Below are 17,233 nucleotides of genomic sequence, written 5' to 3' on the forward strand. Positions count from 1 at the left end.
CATACTAAACAAAGGCAAATAACCCTTCCCTATTATCTCCGGGACTTATATACTTACTTTTGTACATTATATCGTATTAAGTTTATTATAATAAACATTCTATCGGAGGGACAAACTTTGAAATCACCTATTCTTTCATATTGCATCTTATTTTTTGGTGTATTCGCCTTATCAACTTCAGCTATTTTTGTAAAATTGGCAGATGCTCCTGCGACAATCATTGCTTTTTACCGATTATTCTTTGCTACACTAATTCTGTTACCGTTATTACTATTTAATAAAAATAGTCGAAATGAGCTAAAAACTTTAACGAAAAAACAATGGGCACTTGGATTCGTATCTGGGCTATTTTTAGCTGCACATTATGTACTATGGTTTGAATCATTACAATATACTTCTGTAGCAAGCTCTACAGTTATCGTAACGTTACAACCTTTGTTCTCAATGATTGGTGGTTATTTTTTATTTAAGGAGAGATTTACGAAAGGAGCAGTTATTGGTTGCCTCATCGCTATTTCAGGTAGTATCATCATTGGCTGGCAAGATTTCCAAATTAGTGGAGAAGCTTTATATGGAGATATTTTAGCACTTATCGCTGCCGGTATCATTACTGCTTATTTTTTCATTAGCCAACACGTTCGTAAAGATTTGTCACTTATACCATATTCGGTAATTAGTTATGGAAGTAGTGCTGGCTTTCTTGGCATATTTGCTTTCACACAACAAGAATCTTTCATCCATTACTCTACACAAACTTGGTTGTGCTTTATTGGATTAGCTTTCATTGCTACAATTTTAGGACAAACCATTTTTAATTGGTTATTAAAATGGATAAGTGCTACTGTAATTTCAATGAGTATTTTAGGTGAAACAATTGGCACTTGTATACTAGCGTACTTTATATTACATGAGACCATTTCTTTACAACAAGGACTAGGAATTACCGTTATTTTTATTGGTTTAGTATTATTTTTAATACAGCCAAATTCTAATAAAAAAGCATGACAGTATACTGTCATGCTTTTAACTACTAATTATGTACAATTAAACCATCCGGTCTAAAACGACTCATCATAATTTCATTAATAAACTTTCCGTGAGCTTTCAAATTCCCTATCTTTACTCCCTCTTCTACAAATCCAAATTTTTCATATAAAGCTTTTGCTTTTGGATTCGTTTCTAACACACCTAGTTCTACTCTCTCTAACATTAACCAATTATCAGCCAAATCAAGCATCTTCGTAAGAAGTGCTTTCCCAATTCCTTTATTATGATATTCACTATCAACCCCAATGAATAAATCGCCTGAATGAGATCTTCGGCCCGGACTTTGTGTTAAACCTACAAATCCAACAATTTCTCCATCATATTCTGCAACAAATTCAAATTGATTTGGTGCTAAATTTCGAATTCTATTTTCCATAGCTTCTACACGCATGCCAGGTAAGAAAACCATATACGGTAAAACGTCATCCTGCATACATATACGATGAATTGCTCTAGCATCTTGTATTTCTACTGCTCTAACATTGATCTCCATCTTTCTCTCCTCCATATAAATAACAATATATTTGTGTGTATTCTAGAAACGTTCATGAATGACCTTCTCGTCCGTATTTCTTTATGTCATTTTTACATAATTATTTCGATATAATACTTAATTTCCAAAAAGATTAACAACTATATCTATATGGTTAACTTTTCACTTTATTATATAAATTAAGCAAATTTTCGATCAGAATACCATTTAGTTTCATGCCGACTATATCACAATTTTCTATTTCAATATTTTTCAGATTACTATTACTTATGGTGCTACCTTCCAAATCACATTTATCGAATAAAATAGGTTCCTTCTCATCTCCGAGACTTGTATTTTTAAATTGCACTCCACCTAAAGTCACCAAATTAAATTTACTACCAGAAAGATTTAAATCTGCATATGATGACCATCTAAAATTTATATTTCTAAACTTTGATTGACTTACATTACAATTACTCATATTCGTATTCATTATATTGCTACCAACAAATGAACTGTTTTTTAAATTCACTTGATAATACTCTGTATTTGCTAAATTACAGTTTTCGTATTGACTATTTTTCATATCTTTATTTGTAACTACACTCTCTTTATTTGAGCTTGTTTTTATTCTTTTCACGTAACAATACTCATCTTCCGATTCAAAAATCATTTGGTAGCCCATCTTTTTATAAAAGTGATGATTATTAATTTGTCTACTAGATGTTTCGAGATCCCAAATCTTTATGTTTGGATATTCCTTTTCTATTAATTTCATAACATGTGATCCAATGCCTTTTCCTTGATAAACAGGATTTACAAAAATACGATCAATTCGACCGTACGACTTACCAGAAATCGTAACTATTATCCCTCCGATTATTTCTTTATCCATTACAACTTTGAAAGAATCCAATTCTTCAATGGAATATTCCATCATTTCAACTGAAGAATATCCTGGCGGTTGAATGTTATAATCAATGACATCATCTTGGCCGTATAGCCATTGTTTTGCTTCTGCATCAAATGTTCTTTTCATTATTTCTGTTAATTTCTCAGCATCTAAAATTGTAGCTTTTTCTATAGATATCATTGTTGTTTTCCCCTTCATTATTACAAACCAATAATTTTTGTGAATGCCATAATTATCAATTCACTTTTGTTTTTAATGCTTTTCCCATTATTACATATGGAACATCATTTTTACTTGGATGAAATGGCTCCAATACATTTATCCAATCTAATCTTTCATATAACGAACGTGCTTTTTCATTGTTTATTTGTGTTGTTAAAACACTCGTTCTATTTGAAACTCCTTCTAGTAATTTATTATGTAATTTCGTTCCAAGAGCTTTATTTTGATATTGTGGGTGAACTGCTAACTCTACAAATTCAAAACAATCTTGCAACCATTCGTCTACTTGCTCTAGATGTAACGCTTCTCTCATTAATTGATTATAGTACTGTCCCTCCATTGAGCGATAACCATAAGTAAAACCAACTACTTCATTTTCATCATTTATTGCTACTATACCTTTAAAACCTGTATATTCTATATGCCTATTCATTCGCTTGATCATTTCATTGAAATTTGTTTTCTCAAATACTTTACAATACAAATTTGCCATATTCCCAATTAGGATCTCCTCTTTTTCAATGCTTACAAATTTCACTTTACTCCCCCCTATTAAAACATTTATATCCTTTTTAAAAACTAAGAAAATTAACACTAATCACTCTCTTTACTATTAAACTACAAATCACCCTATATTTTCCACAGTTACTTAGTATTAATGAATAATAAAAAGAGACCATGTAATATAAACATGTTCTCTTCTTTTATTCATTTTCAATTTTATCCCGCTATTTGCCGGGCAGTAAGACCCCCACCTCAAAATTCAGCGAAAGCAAAGCAGTTAGGTGGGGGATCAATTGCCCGTAAAATCCCGATTGGTGAGGGCTGAACCCCCCCACTGATTAAAGTTTCACTTTATATAATTAAAAATTAGATATTACTTAAGCCACTCATTGCAAGTATTACTTAACTGCTGTAAATCTTCTATAAATTTACTCGCATCATATCCATCACAAACCGAATGATGTACTTGCAATGAAACTGGTAGCATAACCTTGTTTCCTTCGTTAAAATATTTCCCACAAGTTATAATTGGCAATAGAAAATTTTCATCATTATTAATATTAAGATTAAATCCAGTAAAACTAGTCCAAGGTATGCTAGAAATCGGAAATACATTAGGCGGAATATTTTCTTTCGTGAAAAGACCATGAACACTAGCATAGTATCTCATATCGTCTTCATACTTTTTATAGAAAGTGCGGAAATCACTTGAATAATCCGTCCATATACTTGAAAAAGACTTATCATCTTTATGAAAGATTGTATAACTCGGTATCATTTCCTCCCAATAGCCTAAAACTCCTTCATCGTTAAAACATGTTCGAAATTTTTTATGATTATTTACTACTCTAGAAATTAAATATATAAAAACGGGATAAAATTTTATTCCCTTTTGATATACTTCCTCTAATAACATCGTGATATCAACATTCACAGTCATACTAAATGTACATTTCAACTTTAAATAATGCTCAAAATACCGCTCTCTATTCCAATCTTCTCTATCAATTACATGAAACTTCATTCTAATAGCCTCCTAAAATTTTCTTTTTATTTTAGAAGGCTAATTCCCTTGCTCTCACCATACTTGTTCACTCCTAACAGTTTAAAATTCACCCTAATTATTCATTTAATTATATAACATATGTAAGAATCAATTCACATATTTCTGGAAATCCATCCACATACTATAGATAAATCAAATGAAATTTGGAGGATACATACATGAATAACAAAAATATGAATAAAAAAGAAAATGTTACTGAAAACACTACATCTATTCAAAATAATAATACTGCAAATCTTACTATCGAAGAACAAGCAATGAACGGCTTATACGGAATGCCCGAAACAACAATTGAAGATACTGATCACGCTGCAGCTGATGATTTGACTTCAAAAAATTAATTAACTACATTGAAAAAAGCCAAGGAAAATATCCTTGGCTTTTTTAACTATGCATCCACCTTTTGTATTTCTTCACTCTTTCTTGAAAGTTTACCTGGCCAAAAAGCAAATCGGCCTAAAACTACTGTAATCGCGGGTACAAGTAACGGTCTTACGATAAACGTATCTAGTAATACGCCAATTGCAGTTACAATACCAAATTGAACTAATACTTGAATTGGAAGTGTACCTAACACTGCAAAAGTTCCTGCTAAAATTAAACCAGCCGATGTAATAACACTACCTGTTTGTATTACACCATTTTTTACTGCATCCAAGTGATTTTGTGTCTTTCTGTTTTTCCATATTTCTGAAACCATAAAGATATTATAATCTTCACCTAAAGCAACTAAAAATACGAATGCGTACAACGGTATCGCACCTTGAATGGCCGGCGCACCCATACCGTAATGAAGTAATATCCATCCTGCTCCTAACGCTGAGAAGAATGATAAAACGACAGTTACAATTAAATAAATCATCGCAACAACCGATCGTAAGTAGACAAGTAATAGTAAAGCGATAATGCTAATCATTACTGGAATAATTACTGATTCATCACGTTCCGTAATTTGCTTTGTATCATATAATGAAGCTGTTTCCCCACCAATCCATAATTGATCTTTAGCATTACTAATCCCAGCACCTTTTAATACTTTTTCTATACTACTTTTCAATTTAGGAATTTGATCTAACGCTTCAATTGAGTATGGATTTTCCGCTAAAGAAACTTCATACATTTGTATTTGCTTATTTTCTTTTCCCTCTTTTGGCTCTTTCACTGTATTTACGAAAGAAAATTTCTCTAGTTCTTGTTTAATAGGAAGCTCTTTGCCTTTCGTATCAACAACAACTTTTATTGGTGCTAGTTCACCAGCTGAGAAATGATCACTAATTAACGTAAACCCTTCACGAGAAGGCATATCCTTTGGAAACGACTCTAATAAGTCATATGTGTATTGAATACGTGGTACGAATGAAGCCAATCCGCCTAATACAAATACAGTTAGCATAATTATTGTCCACGGTCTTCGTACTACAATATCTCCAAGTTTTTTACTAAAGGAGCCTTTTGATTTTTCAACTTTTACAGCCCTCTTTTTCTTTCTTGCAAACTCCTCATTCATTGAAGTTGTTCTCGGTATAAACGGGAAAAATGCAATCCTACCGAATATTAATAATAGTGCTGGTAAAATCGTTAAAGCAGCGATTCCCATTATAAATACAGCAACACTAAATGGTACTGCAAATCGATGAAAGGCTCCATAATGAGCAAGTAGTAATGTTCCTAATCCAAGTACAACAGTTAATGCACTCATTATAATTGCACCGCCAGAAGCTTTAATCGCAAGTTGTAATGCTTTATATTTACTTTCTTCTTCTAACAAGTACTCTCTATATCTCGAAATTAAAAATAGACAATAGTCCGTTCCAGCGCCAAACAATAATACTGTCATAATTGATATCGCTTGGGCATCTACTTTAATCCATCCGTGATCAGCTAAAAAACCGAGTGTAGGACTAATAATACCGTATGCAAAGCCAACAACAAGTATAGGTAAAATCGCTAAAATTGGTGAACGATACAGTAAAATTAACAAAACTAACACTAGTAGTACAGTAGCCACTAACAATTTCACATCTGCTTGACTAAATAAACTAACTGCATCCGTTTGAATACCTACAGGTCCTGATAATCGAACATGTAAACCAGATTCACTTATTTTTTGTTTAAATGGATCTTCATCCACCTTACTATTCACTATTTTTCTAAACTCTTCAAGATTTCCTTTTAATATATCTGTACCAGCAGATTTATTAAAAAATACCGGTGTAACAAATGATGTACCATCTTTTGATGCACTTTTTGATAATACTTGCTCTGGGATTGTATCAAATGGTGGTAACGTTGATTGTTCTTTTAAAGGACTAGCTTTTAACTCCTTATAAACATCTTGTATGAGTTTATAATCCTGTGACTGTAATCCACCATCTCTATACCATACTACTAACAACGGATTCCCTGCATTATTCGGAAACTCTTTTTTCATAAGCGCTTCCGCTTGCTGTGACATAGCTGTTTCAGGTAAATTTTTCGGATTCGGTTCTTTCGTACTGTTTACTTGTGGTAACGTAAATGAAAGTAATAATGTAATAAGAATCCACACCGATAAAGTGATCCACTGCGTATTTCTCCCTGCTACAAGCCTCCCTAACATATGTAACGGGTGCTTTTTCATAAAAACCCACCTTCCTTTTTTTCTCCATTATTAATTATATATACTGGTCGGTTAATTAATCAAGAATGATTGAAAATTATGTTATAATTATCTCAATCATAAATGTCAGGAGCGAATGTATTTGGAACAAAAACAACGTCCTCTCGGAAGGCCGCGTCAAAATAAAAATACAAAATCTACAAAAGAAACCATTTTAGAAGTAGCAACCCGCTTATTTCTTACACAAAATTATCAAGTCGTTTCTATGGATGAGGTCGCAAAAGTTTGTGGTGTTACGAAAGCAACTGTCTACTATTACTATTCAACAAAAGCCGATTTATTTACCGCTACTATGATCGAAATGATGGTACGTATACGTGAGAATATGTCTCAAATACTCTCTACAAACAAAACGTTAGAAGAAAGATTATTAGACTTCGCTAAAGTTTACTTACACGCAACGATGGATATTGATATGAAAAATTTTATGAAAGATGCAAAACTGTCGTTATCTGAAGAACAATTGAAAGAATTAAAAAATGCTGAAGATAATATGTATGAAGTACTAGAAAAAGCACTCGATAATGCGATGCACATCGGAGAAATCCCGAAAGGAAACGCTAAATTTGCGGCTCATGCTTTCGTATCTTTATTATCAATTGGGAATTTTAAAGATGAAAATCACAATCCTATTCTTGCAAATATAGATGAATTATCACAAGAAATCGTTTCTTTTTATTGGAGCGGATTAGGTCATACATATTAAACTGATTTGCTTTAATAAAAGAGCATGTTTGAATTTTTTCAAACATGCTCTTTTATAATTTATTTATATACTAATAATCAGATTATACTTCAATGCTGTTTAACACAAAATTTCACTTTAACTTTTACAAATTTTGAAGTTGAACATTTATATTCCGCTTACTAAATCCCCCATGGTAACAAACTACAGATTCAATATGTAAATTTAAATACTTCTTCAAAGACTGCCGTGCTTCCATAATATTTAAAGTTGTTGGGGCATGAATTCCTCCTAACACTCCATTCACACTATACATCGAGTCTCCAGCGACAAGAATTTTACTTTGTTTCAAATATAAACTAATATGACCCGGAGTATGCCCTGGAGTATGAAGAATTAGTATTCCACCGCAATATGGAAGTTCTTGCCCGTCAATCACAGTATCACTCACTTTTCCTTTTGGTCGGTTCTCTATATTTCCGTCCTTCAATAAAGGTAAATCCCCCTCGATATATGGCTTATCTAGTTCGTGCGCATAAACTTTAATATTACTTCGACAGCGCTGCAACAATTCCGGAAGACTACCTATATGATCAATATCCTGATGCGTCAAAATCACGACTTTTAACTTATCAAATGATACCCCAACCTTTTCCATCTCTACTTGTATATCTTCAATTTGTCCTGGGAAACCCGTATCTATTAATACTGCCATTTCATCATCCCATAAAAGAATTGGATGAATAACAAATTCTTGAAATTCAAGTTGTAACATTTCTATCCCTTTAGCAATCTCCATACAGCCATTCTCCTTTATGTTGAAGTTTGAAAATATGTACGAGTAAACTGAAAATATAAAGTGAAACTTTAATCAGTGGGGGGTTTTACTACCCGGCAAATAGCGGGATAAAGCACCTCTATCTTATAATATGTTTTGTCATCCCAATAGAGAATGCTTCAAACCCTATAGATTCATAGTAAGATTGCAACTTTTCTACACACATAAGTTGTGGAATAACCTTGTTTTGTTCACAGTGCTGGATTAATCGTTTCACTATTTCTTTTCCGATGCCACTAGACTGATATTTTGGCAATACACCAACTCCACAAATAATGCCTGTTATGACTCCATCTGATATGACACGCCCCATCCCTACTAACCTCTTATCATCAAAAACATAAATTGCATACCAACTTTGCTTACACATTCGTTCTAACTCGTTAACCGTTAATTTAAGAGAATTCCATCCTAAAGATTCGTATAAGGATAATAATCCATTAAAATCTGTAGGATGTTCACTTGTGTAGCGTATACTATTTTCCATGTAAATACTCCCTATTCTCTGGCTTGTTTATATTTCATAAAATTCCCTTTACACAAATCTGATTGATGTAAAAATAACTAGAACAAACTTCAATAAGAAAGATAGAATTCCTTCTCAATATAAAGTAAAAAGAAGTTATCTCACTTAAGATAACTTCTTTTATATAAGACTCTCATTATATTATCAACCAAAAAATATACAACTGCATACGATTAGCACAAACAAAACTAATAAACCATTTGAGAAATAACCCATAGAATACTACCCCTTTATTTCATTATGTAAAAGATTTTATCATAAAATTATTTACAACATAATAACCGAAAAAGACATTGTATTCATTAGTTATATACGTTTAGTAATATTTTTTTCGGTTATATTCTCCTTACCTAAAACCACTTCTCGCGCCCTTATAATTCAGTCCACATAAATTCAAAAAAATAGTTATTAGTAAACATTCATTTACTATAAAGAGTAACTTTAATTGATTTATAGTAAATTTAGTAATAAAATAATAACTAAATTCATAAAGGAATCAAAAACAATGACCCAAAACGAATTATTAAACGAATACATGAATTTATTATTAAATATGTCAGGTACTTTTAAATTACTATCGGAGAAATCCTCAGAATTTACACATTTAGAACAACACGTAGTAGAGTATATCGCCCAGCAAAAGGTGCCTGTAAACTTAAAAATGATTGCTAGTTATTTAAACATCCCTAAACAACAATTAAGTGTAACAGTGCGTAACTTAGAACAAAACGGATACATCATAAAAAAGCAAGATATGGTAGACAAAAGAGCTATATTAATCTCTCTGACAGAAAAAGCTGAAAAAGTACATTATGAGAGATGGAAACAAATATATAATAATTTCACAGTAAACCTCGAAAAGTTATCTGAAGAGGATAGACGGGATTTAACTTATGGACTATATAAAACAAATACAATGCTCTCAAAAATGTTAAATAACGACTAGATATATTGTTTATTATTAAACGGAGGATGTTTCATGGTTAAAGAATTAGATTTGCAATCTGTACAAGGTACAATGCTTATTCCACTATGGGGAAGAGCATATGGCAGTGAGAAAAATAAGGATATTTTAGATGATATAGAAGCTATTCGAATAATTAAAGAATGTGATTTTGACTTCTCAACAATAGCAAATACATTTGGCGAATACGGATGTATCACATACATTACCCGTGCACGAAAAATTGACGATACGATAAAACAATTTATAATAAAACACCCGAATGCTACTATTGTAAACATCGGTTCCGGACTAGACACTACTTTTTCAAGAATCGATAACGGTACAATACATTGGTACAATCTTGATTTGCCCGATGCAATCTCTTTTCGCAAAACTTTAATTGAAGATACCCCTAGAAACATTAGCATTGCTAAATCATTTTTTGATACTTCTTGGTTTGACGATATAAAATATAATCCAAACGACGGTATTCTTTTTATATCAGCAGGTGTGTTTTATTACTTTAAAGAAGAAGATTTAAAAAAGATCGTAGTCGCTATGTCAAAACGTTTCCCTGCAGGAGAATTATATTTTGACGCTGAATCAAAGTTCGCACTGAATCTTTCGAATGCTACTGTAAAAAAATCTGGTAATAACGGTGCTATGATGTATTTTTACGTAAATAATCCAAAATCAATAGAAAAATGGTCCTCTACAATAAAAGTATTGAGCTGCTCCCCTTTCTTTAAAGATATAGCTACAAATAAAGATTGGGACGGTAGTACGCGTATAATGATGAGAATTGTAAACTTAATAAAAATGTTGAAGTTTGTTCATTTACGGTTCAAAAAATAAAAAAGTAAAGAAGAGCTCAATACATTTATACTTAGGTCATAAATGTTAATTTTAATAAAATCAAAGGCAGAAACATAATTGTGAAGTGAAACTTTAATCAGTGGGGGCTTTGCTCATCCCCCACTGATTATTAGCCCTCACCAATCGAGCTTTTACGGGCAGCCCGAACCCCACCTAACTTCTTTGCTCTCGCTGAATTTTGAGGTAGGGGTCTTACTGCCCGACAAATAGCGGGATAAAATCTTGCATGCACTTTACGTAGGAGCTAAAATGTTGAATCTCATCGATTTCCAAATCATGTACACCATCTTGCAACATATGTTGAATCACTTACCCTCTCTTCTTATAACCCACTTACTACTTTTTAATTGTATATGTTCTGACCGTCAACATTTTACCTTTAAATTCTTTAGACCCTATCCTTTCTTATATGAATAGCTTTCTTATTCGAAAATAGATTTTTAAAAATACCTACTCCCACAATTAATAAACCTATACCAACTAATTTATTTATTTGTAATGGAATGCTCTCCATTCCAAATAATCCAAATGTATCAATACATAACGCAACGACCAATTGAGTAATAAGACTAATTAGCACCGTATATGCTGGACCTAAACTCTTTATTGCACCCATTATACAAATAATTAACCCGATGCCAAACAGTCCACTTACATAAAACAAATAATTTGCAGTATACACTTTAATGCTAATACTGTTTTCTGTAATGATATAAAATAGAATAGAACTAATGAGACCTATTCCAAGGACACATGTAGTCGTTAACCACTGTCCTACATTTTCATTTACTTTTGCATTAAAAACAGATTGTAAGCTAATTAATATTCCTGCTAATATAGCTAAACTAAATCCAATCAAAATCTTCCTCTCCCTTTCATTGCTCATATATATTATCTTTAGCGACTTCCTTCATTCTAGAAAAATCTTTAATGACAATAACTCCATTACTTTTTTCAATTAATTTTTCATTATAAAATCTTTGTAATACCCGAATTACGTGCCTATAACTTACCCCTATAAAGCCTGCAATACTCGTTACCGATGTCGTATCCAAATCCCCTTTGTACATATTTCCGTTACTATCTGTTGAAATTGAAAGTAAATAACTAGCTACACGTACTTCTACAGGATAAAGTAAATTAAGAGCAGTAAAACGAGTCGATATTTTTAACGTGTTCGCAATGTTTTCAAGTAAGAATTTCATAAATATAGGATCATGTAATAACTTGTTTCTAATAACCGTATTAGAAATGGAAATCGCTACAACATCTGAACAAGCTTCAACGACATTATGTGCTTTGCTATTTTGAATTAATTCAATATCACCAACAATTGCGAGTGGATTAATAAAGCGAAGGATTAGTTTCTTCCCTTCAGGTGTAATCGTATAAACTTTTACTTTACCTTTAACAACAAAATATAAACGATCAATTTCGTCATCTATATTGCAAATAAGCTCGCCTTTTTCAAAATGATTTAATTGAAAATATGCTGTATCTATTTCGGAAAAAAACTCGAGCATTTTATTGATTTTCAAATAATGCGTAATTAAACTTGATCTATTCTCCATATTCATTTCCTCCTTTCATTTACATATTAAATACAACAATACCTATAATCATTACTATTGTTCCCACAATATGATATCTCTCCATCTGTATCTTTTTTATATGAAACAGTCCTTTCATTTCAATAACTGTTGCCGTTAACAATTGAGCAACCATTAGTGTGCCAGCTGTCAATGTAACTCCTAGTGAATATATCGCCATAGTTTCTGCACAAATAATGAATCCACCAAATGCACCCGCTACTAAATATATTTTTTTTACACTCTTTAAATCCGTTACTTTCTCTTCTTTCTTTAACAAAAATACAGTTGTTGCAATAATGAATCCAATTAAATGGGTTATAATACTCGTCGACCATATACCGATATGTGAACTAAGTTTCGCATTAAAGGTTCCTTGAAGTGTTATAAATATCCCCGCAAAAACAGCAAATAGAATACCTTTCAAAAAATCATCTCCTCATCCTTTATTTCTGACTTAATTAAAAACCATCATCCTATAATGGCAAAAGGACAAATGTCACATCACTATGAAAATAACTTGGAATGAAAAAAAACACACCTCAAAAATGCGAGATGTGTTTTTCGTTATTTACATATAATGTTTTATAAATAAAAATTACGCTACATTAAAAGATTTCTTTTTCATAACAAACTTTGCAAATAAGAAACGTACAAGCGGTCCCATAATAATTAATTGTAATGGATATGCCATTATGAAATTTTTAATAAAAATCGAAAAATAAATTGAAACAAATGAATCTCCTTGTAGTCCACCATGTAAATGCATCATAGCCATACCGAAAAATGACATAAAGAACACCATTCCGATTACCATAGTTGTCGCCATTGCAACGATAATATTTATTTTCTTAGATTTATCAAATGGCAACATGAATACAATTTTTTTTCGCACAAGGTCCAACTATACTTATTTCAATTAATAGCGCAATAATAAAGCCAATTAATAGTTCTAATGCAATCTCTTTAATATAAATTGGTCCTCCTGTTTCATTCATTAGTAAATTGTAAAACGTCATTACGATAACCATTCCAAAGCACATCATCATGCCAAATTGGAAGTTTTCCTTTCTTGTTGTTGGCAAATTTCATCATCCTCTCTCTTTGAGTCTTTGTCATTATATCGACATTGGAAACCCCTTCGTAAGTGAACATTTTGTGAACAAATTTAAAACGTTTTCATATATTTTCTTTACTTTCAACTCAAATTCTCACTTTTACTTATAAAGGTTTTATATATTTCAATGTTGAATTACTAAATTTAACATTGCATTACACTATTACTAGGAGGATAACCATGAATGAAGCAGAATTTTACGCATATCACATCGTAACAAGGAAAAAAATGCATATCAGACAAATGATTCCTTTTAACAAAAATCAACACAATACTCTATATCACTTCTTTTTTGAAAGAGAACAATTAAATGCTAATGGTGAAGATGGCATACAAATTTTAAATAATCACTATAAAAATGACGAATTACATATAAATAATGAAAGTGCTAAAGTAGTTATGAGTTATATGGATCAAACAATTAGAGCAGTTAGAGAAACAATTGTAGAAATGGTTAGACTACAAGAATTCCCTGAATACCCTTCCAGGTTATCTTGTTTATACGCTTCAAAAAGCTATGAAGATGCTTTAAAATGGAAAGCATTATTTGATTCTTACAATCGAGAAGTTTTACAGATTGTTAAACTACGAGTAATCGGAAGTTCTTTTGAAGGTGACGGTAATCTTTTACCGAAAGAAGATGGTATTCCTTTTTCTCAAAAAATCGAACAAGCTAGAGAGTATTGGAAAGGAAATATTAGAAATGAGCTTCCTGAGCTACTGATTAATGGAGAAATTGAAGTGGTGGAAATTATTGATGACTTTTCCTCAATTCATATTTAATTTCTAACTAAATCATATAGGATGGAGATTACAATGAAGAAAAAAGTGTACTTCAATCATGATGGCGGCGTAGATGATTTAATTTCATTATTTTTATTACTTCAAATGGAAAACGTTGAACTTACCGGTGTATCTGTTATCCCAGCAGACTGTTATTTAGAACCCGCAATGTCTGCAAGTCGTAAAATTATTGATCGCTTCAGCAAAGATAATATTGCAGTAGCCGCTTCAAACTCTCGTGGGCAAAACCCGTTTCCGAAAGACTGGCGGATGCATGCATTTTATGTAGATGCTTTACCAATTTTAAATGAGTCTGGAAAAGTTGTAACACCCATGGCAGCAAAGCCTGCACATCACCATTTAATAGAAACACTTCTACAAACGGAAGGAAAAACAACTTTATTATTTACCGGGCCCCTAACTGACCTTGCTCGTGCATTATATGAAACTCCCATCATCGAAGATAAAATTGAACGTCTCGTTTGGATGGGTGGTACATTTCTTACAGCAGGCAATGTACATGAACCAGAGCATGATGGAACAGCTGAGTGGAATTCGTTTTGGGACCCTGAAGCAGTAGCTCGTGTATGGGATGCAAAAATTAAAATCGACTTAGTGACACTAGAAAGTACAAACCAAGTTCCGTTAACTATAGACATACGTGAACAGTGGGCAAAAGAGAGAAAGTATATTGGTGTTGATTTCCTTGGTCAATGTTATGCAATGGTCCCCCCTCTCGTTCACTTCTCAACGAACTCTACTTATTATTTATGGGATGTACTAACTACCGCGCTTGTCGGAAACACTAGCCTTGCAAAAACTGAAACGATTAATAGTATCGTTCATACATATGGACCAAGCCAGGGGCGTACAGAGGAAACTGCTGATGGACGACCTGTAAATGTCGTTTATGATGTAAAACGTGATGTATTCTTTGAATATATTACTGAATTAGCAAAGAAAGCTTCTACTTGAACCACTATCTATACGAAAAATAAATAGAATAAAATCACTTCAGACGATGAACCCCTATATTTAGAATTTAGTTGAAACTACATATTTAACTATTGAAAAGAGTATTGAATTAAATTTCAATACTCTTTTTGTGCAATTTAATTATATTGGATTAATGTAGTGTCTTATTGATTATTCATTTCATAACCATTGACAAAATACGTTATTGTTTCTAACTCATCTTCGTTTAATTCTCTATCTAGTTCTTGTTTATACGCTGCCTTTATCTTCTCTTCATCACCTTTATGAGCTTCTGTATAAGTTCCTACTGTTTTTAACATACGAATCTCTTGTAAAAACTCCTCTCGATTTATCGCTTCCCCATGAGAGAGAATATATGTCTCAGCATCAAATTTCTCTAATTCATCTATCAATTTAAACGTTCTTTTCGTCGTATAGTTCCACTTCGAAGAAAAAATATCTGCATATATACAGTCTCCTAAAAATAATATCTTTTCTTCTTTCACGTAAATAACAACTGAATCATGTGCATGATCTCCGCCCACATGTTTTAACACGCATGTCACCTCACCAAGATCTAATTCCATTTGATCCTGGAACGTTAAGGCCGGAGGAATAATGTTAATATTTCTCGCTTTTTCTTCAAACTCTTTCTTGATGCAATCCGCACAAAATTCAATTTCAGTACCCTCTTTTACGCGTGCATCCAAAGCTTCATCTGTCCATTCATAAGAAACAAGTGTACGCATCTCTTTTTTCGTTTCAGAATGTGCAATAGACAATGCATCTTGTAGTACAGGCAATCCAAAAATATGATCCCAATGCCAATGGGTTAGTGCTACGAAATCTGGATTCGATACATTTTGTTCTTTTAACATTTCTAAAAATAATTGTGCATGTTCTTCTGAATTCCCTGCATCGATCATTAACGTTTTTTCTTTTCCAACAACCATTCCTAATATAGGTCTATCTGTTTCAGAAACAGGTGTCATATACCAAAATGAGTTTCCTATTTTTTTAATTTGTTGCATAACCAATTCCCCTTTTCATTTCCTCACTTAAGTTTAATATATAGATTATAACGAATCACTACTTTTTTCTCTATACTCAAACACAATTACTTGGACTAATCTAACTTTTCTTTTCGTAAGCTAAAAATAAGGGAATAGAATCGGAGTGTGATACTATGGAACGTTTATGGATCCCAATGATTGTAACATTTTTTTCGTTCGGTGGATTACTATTAGGCGGTGCTGTTGGAGTAGCAACACGCCAACTCATTGAAGAAAAGATGCATCGTTTATACGCATTATGTGGCGGTATTTTGTTTGGGTTATTGTCACTTGAAATTATTCCTGAAACATTTTCAAGCTATGAAATGATTGGACCTATACTTGGTATAGCTATCGGTATTTTAGTTATGGGCTTATTAGATAACTATTGTCACCATCCAATGATACATAAAAAAGATCAACAAGCATGGCAAACCTTTCTTTTTCTCTCTTTCGCTATATTTATTCATAATATACCGAGTGGATTTGCGTTAGGTACAGCTTTTATAAATCATAATGACTCTGCCATTCCCTTTTTAATAGCAATCGTCGTTCACCATATTCCAGAAGGATTAGCTTTAATTATTCCATTTCTTTTTACAAAACATAAATATATTTCCTTTTTATTAACGACTTTATTACTTTCTCTTATTCTCGGTACTGGCACAGTTTTTGGCATTTTGATGGAAGGAAAAGCTCTTCACCTGCAAGGCCTCATTATGGGAAGTGCTATTGGTTCACTTGGATATGTCACAATTCATGAAATGCTTTGGAAAGCTAAGAAACAGCTCTCTTTCCTTACATTTCTAATGTGGGCAACTAGTGGTTTTTTACTAATAACAGTGTTCACTTTATTCGCTGGTCATCATTAAAGTTGCTAAAGTGAAACTTTTGTTCCTCCCACACTGATTCTTGGATTACAAATAACCAGATAAATTTTCTTATTTGTATATTTTCCCT

Annotated in this window: 19 protein-coding genes and 1 pseudogene; 8 read left to right on the forward strand and 12 right to left on the reverse strand. The window is 32.3% G+C overall.

The window, feature by feature from the left end; all coding sequences use genetic code 11:
• Positions 1-117: 117 nt before the first annotated feature.
• Positions 118-1,005: a DMT family transporter gene (locus tag OXT04_RS09345; RefSeq protein WP_000841797.1), complete on the forward strand. Its 888-nt coding sequence runs from the start codon at positions 118-120 to the stop codon at positions 1,003-1,005.
• 25 nt (positions 1,006-1,030) lie between these two features.
• On the opposite strand, the gene OXT04_RS09350 is transcribed toward OXT04_RS09345, so the two are convergent.
• The 4 genes from OXT04_RS09350 to catA form a co-directional block, all read right to left on the reverse strand.
• Positions 1,031-1,540 carry a GNAT family N-acetyltransferase gene (locus OXT04_RS09350; RefSeq protein WP_098256924.1) on the reverse strand — a complete coding sequence of 170 codons (510 nt, stop codon included), beginning with the start codon at positions 1,538-1,540 and terminating at the stop codon, positions 1,031-1,033.
• A gap of 154 nt (positions 1,541-1,694) precedes the next feature.
• Positions 1,695-2,633 (reverse strand): GNAT family N-acetyltransferase, encoded by a 939-nt coding sequence (locus tag OXT04_RS09355; protein WP_025118050.1) that lies wholly within the window; start codon positions 2,631-2,633, stop codon positions 1,695-1,697.
• A 37-nt stretch (positions 2,634-2,670) separates the two neighbouring features.
• Positions 2,671-3,195: a GNAT family N-acetyltransferase gene (locus OXT04_RS09360; protein ID WP_098256925.1), complete on the reverse strand. Its 525-nt coding sequence runs from the start codon at positions 3,193-3,195 to the stop codon at positions 2,671-2,673.
• Between the two features lie 339 nt (positions 3,196-3,534).
• Entirely contained in the window at positions 3,535-4,185 is a 651-nt protein-coding gene (gene catA, locus OXT04_RS09365) for a type A chloramphenicol O-acetyltransferase (protein ID WP_000668543.1), read from the reverse strand.
• 200 nt (positions 4,186-4,385) lie between these two features.
• On the opposite strand from catA, the gene OXT04_RS09370 reads away from it, so the two are divergent.
• Positions 4,386-4,568, forward strand: a complete 183-nt coding sequence (locus OXT04_RS09370; protein WP_098256926.1) for a DUF4021 domain-containing protein — start codon at positions 4,386-4,388, stop codon at positions 4,566-4,568.
• 47 nt (positions 4,569-4,615) lie between these two features.
• Here the strand turns inward: OXT04_RS09370 and OXT04_RS09375 are convergent, their stop codons facing one another.
• The gene (locus tag OXT04_RS09375) at positions 4,616-6,847 is read right to left on the reverse strand and encodes an MMPL family transporter (protein ID WP_000716586.1); all 2,232 of its coding nucleotides are present in this window, start codon (positions 6,845-6,847) and stop codon (positions 4,616-4,618) included.
• A gap of 121 nt (positions 6,848-6,968) precedes the next feature.
• On the opposite strand from OXT04_RS09375, the gene OXT04_RS09380 reads away from it, so the two are divergent.
• Positions 6,969-7,592 carry a TetR/AcrR family transcriptional regulator gene (locus OXT04_RS09380; RefSeq protein ID WP_000436024.1) on the forward strand — a complete coding sequence of 208 codons (624 nt, stop codon included), beginning with the start codon at positions 6,969-6,971 and terminating at the stop codon, positions 7,590-7,592.
• A 124-nt stretch (positions 7,593-7,716) separates the two neighbouring features.
• On the opposite strand, the gene OXT04_RS09385 is transcribed toward OXT04_RS09380, so the two are convergent.
• Together OXT04_RS09385 and OXT04_RS09390 are read right to left on the reverse strand one after the other, a co-directional pair.
• A complete protein-coding gene (locus OXT04_RS09385; RefSeq protein WP_000401473.1) occupies positions 7,717-8,370 on the reverse strand; it encodes an MBL fold metallo-hydrolase in 654 nt (217 codons plus the stop codon).
• 118 nt (positions 8,371-8,488) lie between these two features.
• Complete coding sequence (locus OXT04_RS09390; protein WP_000431735.1) at positions 8,489-8,896, reverse strand: GNAT family N-acetyltransferase; 408 nt, start codon at positions 8,894-8,896, stop codon at positions 8,489-8,491.
• 544 nt (positions 8,897-9,440) lie between these two features.
• On the opposite strand from OXT04_RS09390, the gene OXT04_RS09395 reads away from it, so the two are divergent.
• Entirely contained in the window at positions 9,441-9,881 is a 441-nt protein-coding gene (locus OXT04_RS09395) for a MarR family winged helix-turn-helix transcriptional regulator (protein ID WP_000192923.1), read from the forward strand.
• A gap of 33 nt (positions 9,882-9,914) precedes the next feature.
• On the forward strand, positions 9,915-10,736 hold the full coding sequence (locus OXT04_RS09400; protein WP_000237901.1) for a class I SAM-dependent methyltransferase: 822 nt from the start codon (positions 9,915-9,917) through the stop codon (positions 10,734-10,736).
• Between the two features lie 409 nt (positions 10,737-11,145).
• On the opposite strand, the gene OXT04_RS09405 is transcribed toward OXT04_RS09400, so the two are convergent.
• The 4 genes and pseudogenes from OXT04_RS09405 to OXT04_RS09420 form a co-directional block, all read right to left on the reverse strand.
• Positions 11,146-11,616 carry a DMT family transporter gene (locus OXT04_RS09405; RefSeq protein WP_000579012.1) on the reverse strand — a complete coding sequence of 157 codons (471 nt, stop codon included), beginning with the start codon at positions 11,614-11,616 and terminating at the stop codon, positions 11,146-11,148.
• A 16-nt stretch (positions 11,617-11,632) separates the two neighbouring features.
• Positions 11,633-12,328, reverse strand: a complete 696-nt coding sequence (locus OXT04_RS09410; protein WP_141526277.1) for a Crp/Fnr family transcriptional regulator — start codon at positions 12,326-12,328, stop codon at positions 11,633-11,635.
• A gap of 19 nt (positions 12,329-12,347) precedes the next feature.
• Positions 12,348-12,773, reverse strand: a complete 426-nt coding sequence (locus tag OXT04_RS09415; RefSeq protein WP_000676258.1) for a DMT family transporter — start codon at positions 12,771-12,773, stop codon at positions 12,348-12,350.
• A gap of 171 nt (positions 12,774-12,944) precedes the next feature.
• Positions 12,945-13,431, reverse strand: a pseudogene (locus tag OXT04_RS09420) (DUF2798 domain-containing protein).
• A 212-nt stretch (positions 13,432-13,643) separates the two neighbouring features.
• Here OXT04_RS09420 and OXT04_RS09425 point away from each other — a divergent pair.
• Entirely contained in the window at positions 13,644-14,246 is a 603-nt protein-coding gene (locus OXT04_RS09425) for a DUF2441 domain-containing protein (protein ID WP_001001051.1), read from the forward strand.
• 21 nt (positions 14,247-14,267) lie between these two features.
• The gene (locus tag OXT04_RS09430; protein WP_072938365.1) at positions 14,268-15,221 is read left to right on the forward strand and encodes a nucleoside hydrolase; all 954 of its coding nucleotides are present in this window, start codon (positions 14,268-14,270) and stop codon (positions 15,219-15,221) included.
• A gap of 164 nt (positions 15,222-15,385) precedes the next feature.
• Here OXT04_RS09430 and OXT04_RS09435 read toward each other — a convergent pair whose 3' ends face one another.
• On the reverse strand, positions 15,386-16,252 hold the full coding sequence (locus OXT04_RS09435) for an MBL fold metallo-hydrolase (protein WP_098236211.1): 867 nt from the start codon (positions 16,250-16,252) through the stop codon (positions 15,386-15,388).
• A gap of 155 nt (positions 16,253-16,407) precedes the next feature.
• Between OXT04_RS09435 and OXT04_RS09440 the strand changes: the two genes are divergently transcribed.
• Positions 16,408-17,145, forward strand: a complete 738-nt coding sequence (locus OXT04_RS09440; protein ID WP_000440615.1) for a ZIP family metal transporter — start codon at positions 16,408-16,410, stop codon at positions 17,143-17,145.
• Positions 17,146-17,233: the final 88 nt, after the last annotated feature.

Origin of the sequence: Bacillus sp. GC_Bacil_1, from assembly GCF_026540675.1 — a bacterium.
Classification (GTDB): Bacteria; Bacillota; Bacilli; order Bacillales; family Bacillaceae_G; genus Bacillus_A; species Bacillus_A cereus.